Genomic DNA, 8,008 nt, shown 5'->3' with positions numbered 1-8,008 from the left:
TCAAGATAAGGGCCGCAAGCGGCACCTGCTCGCCGACACGCTCGGACTCCTGCTGGACGTGGCTGTCACGCCAGCGTCGACGATCGACCGGGATGCCGCGCGCGTCCTGCTGCCCGCGGCGAGGAGCCGCTTTCCGCGGCTCTCTTTGATCTGGGCCGACGGCGGCTATCGCGGCCACCTCCAGGACTGGGCCGCCCAGCACCTCGGAGTTGTCCTCGATGTCGTCCGCCGCAGGGACGTCGTCCGCGGCTTTCAGGTCCTGCCCCGCCGCTGGGTCGTGGAGAGATCCTTTGCCTGGTTCCTGCGCAGCCGGCGCCTGGTCCGTGACTACGAACGGCGCACCGACACCAGCGAAGCTGTCATCCGGTGGTCGATGACCATGCTCATGAGCCGCCGGCTGGCCGCCCGTCAGCAGCGGCGTTCTGCTCCGGCGCGGGCAGATTGAACCTGCCCGGCTTCTCTTCGACCAGCCAGCCCCGTTCCACCAGCCGTTTCAGCCGGGCCCGTGCTCCCTCGACCCGGGAGACGGAGGCGCTGTCCCAGCCCAGCACCACCGCTGCCCGCCGAGCCCCCAGCCCATCGGCTCCCGCGTCCATGACGGCGGCCATCAACGCCTGGTAGTCCACCGACAGGTCCTCGACCCCGGCCGCGTTCTCCCGGTGAGGCACCGCGCGTCGCGGTCCGACCGGCTTCTTCCGCGACGACCCGACGGCCACCATCGCGGGCGTTTCCTTCTCGGCCAGCGCCTCCAGATACTGCTCCAGACCGATCACCCGGCGCCTGAGGACCTCTTCCGCGTCAGCCAAGTCCTTGCGCACCCGCACCAGTTCGGCTTCGAGTTCCTCCACCCGAACCGCCGCGGCTTTCCGCCGCGCTTCCAGAACCGCTCGCATCGACGGCATCCGTCACCCCCGCAACATCCCGACCGGCAACGAGTCGAGGCTTCCGTGACAGCTGCAATCCCATGTCTGACCAGCAGAATCCACACACGGGGTTCGGAAAGAGAACGACCTCTCAAACGCCGGACGGGCTGAAAAGAATGGGCTGGGGTGGGGGGCGGTCCTGAAGGGCCTTGTTCTGCTCTTTTCCTTGTTCTGGTCGGATGAGGGAGCATGGGGGCATGGCTGATGTTGTGTTTGATCATCCCGGGGAGCTGGGGGGCGTTGAGCCCGTCAAGTTGGTTGCTGTTCGGGGGGAGGCGTTGTCGTTGGATGAGGTGTTTCGGGCGGTGGGGGATCCGGCCGCCGGGGGGATCTCGTTGTTTGTGGGGACTGTGCGGGATCATGATGAGGGGGCTGGGGTGGAGGCGTTGGGGTATTCCTGTCATCCCAGTGCTGAGGGGGAGATGCGGCGGGTTGCCGAGAAGGTGGTTGCGGAGTTTCCGGTGCGGGCGTTGGCGGCTGTGCATCGGGTGGGGGAGTTGAAGGTGGGGGATGTTGCGGTGATTGTTGCCGTGGCCTGTGCTCATCGGGCCGAGGCGTTCGCGGCGTGCCGCAAGCTCATCGACGATCTCAAGCACGAGGTGCCCATTTGGAAGCAGCAGAAGTTTTCGGACGGGACCGAGGAGTGGGTGGGGGCCTGCTGAGGCTCCGGTTGCGTAACCGGCGCCCCCGCGTGAGCGTTGTCAGTGCGGATCGTTAATCTGCTGATCAGTCAGTTCGCGGTGGCTCGTCCGGGGTCGGGAGGTCGTACATGGGGGCGCTCGCCTGGTTGGGTATCCCGTTGCTCGCGGCGATCGGCGCGGGCCTGTGGAGCGGCTGGGCCAACCGCACGCGCAAGGCCCGCAGCGACGGCCCCGAACTGGACGGATACGCCCGTTTCCGCGCGGCGATGGAGCGGCCGATCGTGCGGGACGGCGAGTTCCGGTACGCCGGATTCGAGGACGCCCGCCGGAACGTCGCCGCTCAGGACACACCTCCCGCCCTCGAAGCCACGGCCCCCGAGCAGGCCCGTACCTGACCGGCCCGCCCTGACGATGCACTGACAGCCCCGTCCCGTACTGTCGACCCATGCCACGCCGCACAGCGACGATGCTCGCCTCGACCCTGATGCTGATCGCCCTCCTGTGCGTGGGGGTGTTCGTCAAGGTGCCGTACTCCGAGATGTCACCGGGTCCGACGGTGAACACGCTGGGGGACCACGACGGCGAGCCGGTGTTGCAGATCTCGGGGCACAAGACGTATCCGACGTCCGGGCACCTCAACATGACGACCGTCCGCGTCACCGGCGCCGACTACCGGATGAACCTCGTCGAGGCCGTGTACGGCTGGCTCGCGCACGACAACAAGGTCGTCCCGCACGACACGCTGTACCCGGACGGCAAGACGGAGGAGCAGTCCACGCAGGAGAACGCGGAGGAGTTCAGCCAGTCCCAGGAGAGCGCGAAGGTCGCCGCGCTGAAGGAGCTGAACATCCCCGTGCGGTCGTGGGTGATCGTGTCGACGGTCGTGAAGGGCTCCCCGTCGGAGGGCAAGCTGCACGCCGGGGACGTCATCAGGGACGTGGACGGGACGGCCGTCAAGGAACCCGGTGACGTCGCGAAGCTGGTGACCAAGCACAAGCCCGGCGAGGACGTCGTGTTCACGATCATCCCGGCGAAGGCGCAGGAGGCCGCGCAGAAGTCCGGGAAGACGGCGACGGCCACCGAGAAGGTCACGATCAGGACGGCCACCTCGGACGACACCGGCGAGAAGCGCGCCATCGTCGGGATCTCGGCGGGGACGGACCACACGTTCCCCTTCAGCATCGACATCAAGCTCGCGGACGTCGGCGGCCCCAGCGCCGGTCTGATGTTCTCCCTCGGGATCTACGACAAGCTGACGCCCGGCAGCCTCACGGGCGGCACGTTCGTCGCGGGGACCGGCACGATCGACGACGACGGCAAGGTCGGCCCGATCGGCGGCATCGAGATGAAGACGGTCGGCGCGCGCGACAAGGGCGCCCGGTACTTCCTCACCCCGGCCGACAACTGCGCGGCGGCGGCGAAGGACACGCCGAGCGGCCTGACCCTCGTCAAGGTCGCCACCATCAAGGACGCGCTCGGCGCGCTGGCCGACATCAGGGAGGGCAAGACCGACGCCCTTCCCAAGTGCACGGCCAAGGGCTGACGGCCCCACAGAAACAGAACACGACGGAGGGTGCCCTCGATCGAGAAGGGCACCCTCACCGTCGTAGCGAAGGTCGTAGCGAAGAAATCAGTCCTCGAACGTCGCCGACAGGGCCTCCGCGAGGCCCGGGACCAGGGCACCTCCCGTCAGGACCTCCGACGGGGTGTCCTTCTCGCGCAGGCGCAGGGCCGAGTCGCGGGTGCCGTCGCGCAGGACCGCGACGGTCATGCGGACCTCCTGGCGGTCGGGGTGCGCGGCGACCCACTGCGCGAGCTTCTTCTCGTTCAGGTCGGACGGGACCTGGGCCTCGGCGGACGGCGGGAGCATCAGGCGCTCCACGGTCAGCGCGCAGCCGGTGACCGCGGCCGGCCAGGCGATCGTGGCGAGGAACTCGTCGAGCGGCCGGCCGGCGGGCACCTCGTCCTGCTCGATCGGGGTGAGACCGGCGGTCTCGGGCGCGTCGTCGAGGCCGAGCTGGGAGGCGAGGCGGGGTTCCTCGCGGCGCAGGCGCGCGGTGTCGACGAGGGCGAAGAGGCGGGCGGGCTGGTCCCAGCCGAGACCGGAGACGTACTCGTCGATCTCCAGTACGGCCCGGGTGAGCGGGTTCGCCGCCATGGGAGTGTTGGACATGGTCACAATCCTCTCTCGTTCGTGACCTGAATCGGGAACCGAGTAAACGGTGAGTAAGTTGCATAGTTGTGGGCCCGCGATCACCGGGGGCCACGAGGGGTCGGCGAAAACGCGGGCCTGAGGGATCGACAGCGAACTTCGAGGTGCCACCTTGGCTTTCCAGATGCCGGACCGCGGCGGAGGCCCGACGGGGCCACGGATCAGAGTGGGCCGCCCGTCCAGGCGGGCCAGGACCCTGCTCCTGACACTGGGCGTGCTGGCCGTCCTGGGCATGGCGTTCACCATGTTCGCCGGGTTCTGGACCGACTGGCTCTGGTACCGGTCGGTGCACTACTCGTCCGTGTTCACCACCACCCTGTGGACCAAGGTCGGGCTCTTCTTCGTCTTCGGCCTGCTGATGGCCCTGGCGGTCGGCTTCAACATCTGGCTCGCGCACCGCCTGCGCCCGCCGCTGGCCGCCATGTCGGCCGAGCAGCAGAGCCTGGACCGCTACCGGATGGGCATCGCGCCGTACAAGAAGTGGCTCCTCCTCGGGATCACGGCCCTGGTGGGCCTGATCGCGGGCGCCTCGGCGTCGGGCCAGTGGCGTACCTGGCTGATGTGGGTCAACGGCGTGTCCTTCGGCAAGAAGGACCCCCAGTTCCACCTGGACGTGTCGTTCTTCGCGTTCGACCTGCCCTGGTACCGCTTCCTGCTCGGCTTCGGCTTCGCGGCGACGATCATCTCCCTGATCGCGGCGGCGCTCACCCACTACCTGTACGGCGGACTGCGCGTCACCAGCCCCGGCGCGCGCGCGACGGCGGCGGCGACCGGCCATCTGTCGGTGCTGCTCGGCATCTTCGTCGCCCTCAAGGCGGTCGCCTACTGGCTCGATCGGTACGGACTGGCCGTCAAGTCCAGCGACTTCAAGGCCACCGACAGCTGGACGGGCCTCAGGTACGTCGACGCCAACGCCTACCTCCCGGCGAAGACCATCCTGTTCTGCATCGCCGTCATCTGCGCCCTGCTCTTCTTCGCCACCCTGTGGCGGCGCACCTGGCAGCTCCCGGTCATCGGCTTCGGCCTGATGGTCCTCTCGGCGATCCTGATCGGCGGCCTGTACCCGGCGATCGTCCAGAAGTTCCAGGTCCAGCCGAACGAGCAGGCCAAGGAAGCCCCGTACGTCGCGAAGAACCTGAAGGCGACGCGCGAGGCGTACGGCATCGACGACGCGCAGGTCACCGAGTACTCGGGCAAGCCGGCGGCGACGGACAAGACCAAGCTGCGCTCCGACGCGGCGGCGGCGGCGAGCGTGCGGATCATGGACCCGAACATCATCTCGCCGACGTTCCAGCAGCTCCAGCAGATCCGGAACTACTACGCCTTCCCGACCAACCTGGACGTCGACCGGTACACCAAGGACGGCAAGGACCAGGACACGGTCATCGGCCTGCGCGAGATCAACCTCGCCGGGATCCCGAAGAAGAACTGGATCAACAACCACTTCCGCTACACCCACGGCTACGGCGTGGTCGCCGCGCAGGGCACCTCGGTCGACTCCGAGGGCCGGCCGGTGTTCACCGAGTCCGACCTGCCCTCCACGGGCCAGCTCGGCGAGTACCAGCAGCGGATCTACTACGGCGAGCGCACGACGACGTACTCGATCGTCGGCGGCCCGCAGAAGGAGATCGACTACTCCGACGACAGCGGCGAGAAGACCACCAGCTACACCGGCAAGAGCGGCGTCAACCTCTCCAACCCGGTGAACCGGGCGGCGTACGCGGTGGCCTTCGGGGAGCCGCAGATCCTGTACTCCGGCGCGATCGGCGAGGGTTCGCGGATCCTCTACAACCGCACGCCCAAGGAGCGCGTCGAGGCCGTCGCGCCCTGGCTGACGATCGACGGCGACGCCTACCCGGCGGTCGTCGGCGGCAAGATCCAGTGGATCGTCGACGCGTACACCACCACCAACGGCTACCCGTACGCCTCCCGTACGACGCTCGGTGACACGACGGCCGACTCGCTGACGGCGGCCAACAACTCGCGCGCGGTGGTGGCCCAGCAGAACCAGGTCAACTACATCCGCAACTCGGTGAAGGCGACCGTCGACGCGTACACGGGCGAGGTCAAGCTCTACCAGTGGGACACCCAGGACCCGGTCCTCAAGACCTGGATGAAGGCGTTCCCCGACACGGTCGAGCCGCGCGCCGCGATCTCCAAGGACCTGATGGACCACCTGCGGTACCCGCAGGACCTCTTCAAGGTCCAGCGCGAGCTGCTCACCCGCTACCACGTGAAGGACGCGACGACGTTCCTCAGCGGCAGCGAGGTCTGGCAGGTCCCGGACGACCCGACCAACAAGTCGGGCGACGCGGTCCCGCCGTACTACCTGAGCCTCAAGATGCCCGACCAGAAGGCGCAGGCGTTCTCGCTGACGACGACGCTCACGCCCAACGGCCGGGACAACCTGAGCGCGTTCATGGCGGTCGACGCGGAGGCGGGCACAGCCGACTACGGCAAGATCAGAATCCTGAAACTGCCGACCAGCACGACCGTCGACGGACCCAAACAGGTCCAGAGCCAGTTCAACTCCGAACAGGACATCGCCGAGTCGATCCGCCTCCTGAGAGGCGGCGACTCCGAGGTCGAGTACGGCAACCTGCTGACGGTCCCGCTCGACGGCGGACTGCTCTACGTGGAGCCGGTCTACGTACGCGGCGGTGGACTCAAGTACCCCCTGCTGCGCAAGGTGCTGGTGACCTACAACGGCAACACCGCGTTCGAGGACACCCTGGAGGCGGCGCTCGACAAGGTCTTCGACACGCAGACCCCGCCACCGGCCACACCGCCCGGTGAGGACGACGGGGGCGGCGGTACGACCCCGCCGCCGTCGACCCCGTCCAACCCGACGGTCCAGCAGGCCCTCCAGGACGCGCAGAAGGCGTTCACCGCCGGCCAGGAAGCCCTGAAGAAGGGCGACTGGCAGGCGTACGGGCAGGCCCAGAAGGATCTGGAGGCCGCGCTGAAGCGGGCCGAGGACGCGCAGGCGGCGGTCAAGCCGGCTCCGGCGGCCAGTCCGAGCCCCAAGCCAAGTCCCAGCTCCTCGTAGGGGCTTGAGCAGGTCGGAGGCTCCCTCCGCGCCGTGGTACGGTTGTCACAACACGGCGCGGGGTGGAGCAGCTCGGTAGCTCGCTGGGCTCATAACCCAGAGGTCGCAGGTTCAAATCCTGTCCCCGCTACTGAAGGCGAAGGCCCGGATCCAACTAGGATCCGGGCCTTCGGCGCGTCTCGGAAGGAAAAAGGGTTTGATGTGTCTCTCTGTGGGCATGTCGACAAAACGCTGAAGTGACCTCACTGGCTGCGGTATACCAGATGTAACTCGGTTGCAGGTGGTGCGACGATGGACGTTATGGGGGACAAGGGAACTCTGTACGAGACAGGGCGAATTGCGCGGCCTTCGGGTGAGGTTGCCGGCGAGGCCGAGGAAGCGGCCCCGGACGAGACGGGGGAAGCCGCCGAGGAGGCACGCCTGTGGCTCGCGGCCGAAGGCGGCGACACCGAGGCGGCCAGCGTCCTCGGCGCGCGGCTGCTGCGGCGCGGCGACCTGGACGGTGCGGAGCCCCGGCTGCGTGCGGCCACGGCCGCCGGTGACCGGGCCGCCGCCAACAACCTCGGAGTCCTCCTCCACCAGCGCGGGTACGCCGACGAGGCCGCCGGCTGGTGGCGCGTCGCCGCCGTCGCCGGGTCCTCCGCCGCCGCGCACGCGCTCGGCCGCCACCACCGGGAACGCGGGGACGAGCCCGCCGCCGAGTACTGGCTGCGGCAGTCCGCCGAGCAGGGGCACACCCTCGGCGCCTACGCCCTCGCCGACCTCCTGGAGCACCGCGGCGACGCCGGCGCCGGGAAGTGGCTGCGCGCCGCCGCCGAGCGCGGGCACCGCGAGGCCGCCTACCGGCTCGCCCGCAGCCTCGACCGGCCCGGGAGCGGGGGGCTCCTCGGGGAGCGCGGGGAATCCAGCGGCGAGGCCGAGCAGTGGTACCGGCAGGCCGCCGCGCGCGGGCACCTGCGGGCCGCCCTCCACCTCGGGGGCATCCTGGAGCGGCGCGGAGAGCTCAAGGAGGCCGGGCGGTGGTACCTCATGGCCGCCAAGGACGGGGACGCCCGGGCCGCCTGCGCGCTCGGCTTCCTCCTGCGCGACGCCGGGGACGTCGAGAACGCCGCCATCTGGTGGCTGCGGGGCGCCCAGGACGGGGACGGGAACGCCGCGAACGCGCTCGGCGCGCTGCACGCCG

Annotated in this window: 8 protein-coding genes and 1 tRNA gene; 7 read left to right on the top strand and 2 right to left on the bottom strand. The window is 69.1% G+C overall.

Annotation, left to right across the window (positions count from 1 at the left end):
- Positions 1-445, top strand: a 445-nt coding sequence (locus AOK24_RS29570) for a transposase (protein ID WP_159052027.1), incomplete at its 5' end; no start/stop codon positions are given.
- Here the strand turns inward: AOK24_RS29570 and AOK24_RS29565 are convergent.
- Positions 384-893 (bottom strand): hypothetical protein, encoded by a 510-nt coding sequence (locus tag AOK24_RS29565; protein WP_055723103.1) that lies wholly within the window; start codon positions 891-893, stop codon positions 384-386. The genes AOK24_RS29570 and AOK24_RS29565 overlap by 62 nt on opposite strands.
- Before the next feature lie 209 nt (positions 894-1,102).
- Here AOK24_RS29565 and AOK24_RS29560 point away from each other — a divergent pair, with 209 nt between their 5' ends.
- The 3 genes from AOK24_RS29560 to AOK24_RS29550 all read left to right on the top strand — a co-directional run bounded on the left by AOK24_RS29560 (position 1,103) and on the right by AOK24_RS29550 (position 3,107).
- Positions 1,103-1,585 carry a molybdenum cofactor biosynthesis protein MoaE gene (locus AOK24_RS29560; protein WP_420876704.1) on the top strand — a complete coding sequence of 161 codons (483 nt, stop codon included), beginning with the start codon at positions 1,103-1,105 and terminating at the stop codon, positions 1,583-1,585.
- A gap of 107 nt (positions 1,586-1,692) precedes the next feature.
- Positions 1,693-1,959: a hypothetical protein gene (locus tag AOK24_RS29555; protein ID WP_055723101.1), complete on the top strand. Its 267-nt coding sequence runs from the start codon at positions 1,693-1,695 to the stop codon at positions 1,957-1,959.
- A 50-nt stretch (positions 1,960-2,009) separates the two neighbouring features.
- The gene (locus AOK24_RS29550) at positions 2,010-3,107 is read left to right on the top strand and encodes a YlbL family protein (RefSeq protein ID WP_079057053.1); all 1,098 of its coding nucleotides are present in this window, start codon (positions 2,010-2,012) and stop codon (positions 3,105-3,107) included.
- A gap of 87 nt (positions 3,108-3,194) precedes the next feature.
- Here the strand turns inward: AOK24_RS29550 and AOK24_RS29545 are convergent, their stop codons facing one another.
- Positions 3,195-3,737 carry a PPA1309 family protein gene (locus AOK24_RS29545; RefSeq protein ID WP_055723099.1) on the bottom strand — a complete coding sequence of 181 codons (543 nt, stop codon included), beginning with the start codon at positions 3,735-3,737 and terminating at the stop codon, positions 3,195-3,197.
- A 163-nt stretch (positions 3,738-3,900) separates the two neighbouring features.
- Between AOK24_RS29545 and AOK24_RS29540 the strand changes: the two genes are divergently transcribed.
- From AOK24_RS29540 to AOK24_RS29530, 3 genes are all read left to right on the top strand, one after another.
- Positions 3,901-6,825, top strand: a complete 2,925-nt coding sequence (locus AOK24_RS29540) for a UPF0182 family membrane protein (RefSeq protein WP_079057052.1) — start codon at positions 3,901-3,903, stop codon at positions 6,823-6,825.
- Between the two features lie 56 nt (positions 6,826-6,881).
- Positions 6,882-6,955: transfer RNA gene (locus AOK24_RS29535), tRNA-Met, on the top strand.
- 161 nt (positions 6,956-7,116) lie between these two features.
- Positions 7,117-8,008, top strand: an 892-nt coding sequence (locus AOK24_RS29530; protein ID WP_206191281.1) for a tetratricopeptide repeat protein, incomplete at its 3' end; no start/stop codon positions are given.

It is taken from the genome of Streptomyces niveiscabiei (assembly GCF_001419795.1).
GTDB lineage: Bacteria > Actinomycetota > Actinomycetes > Streptomycetales > Streptomycetaceae > Streptomyces > Streptomyces niveiscabiei.
Note: the sequence above shows the minus strand (reverse complement) of the source record. Positions and strands in the feature narration are given on the sequence as shown.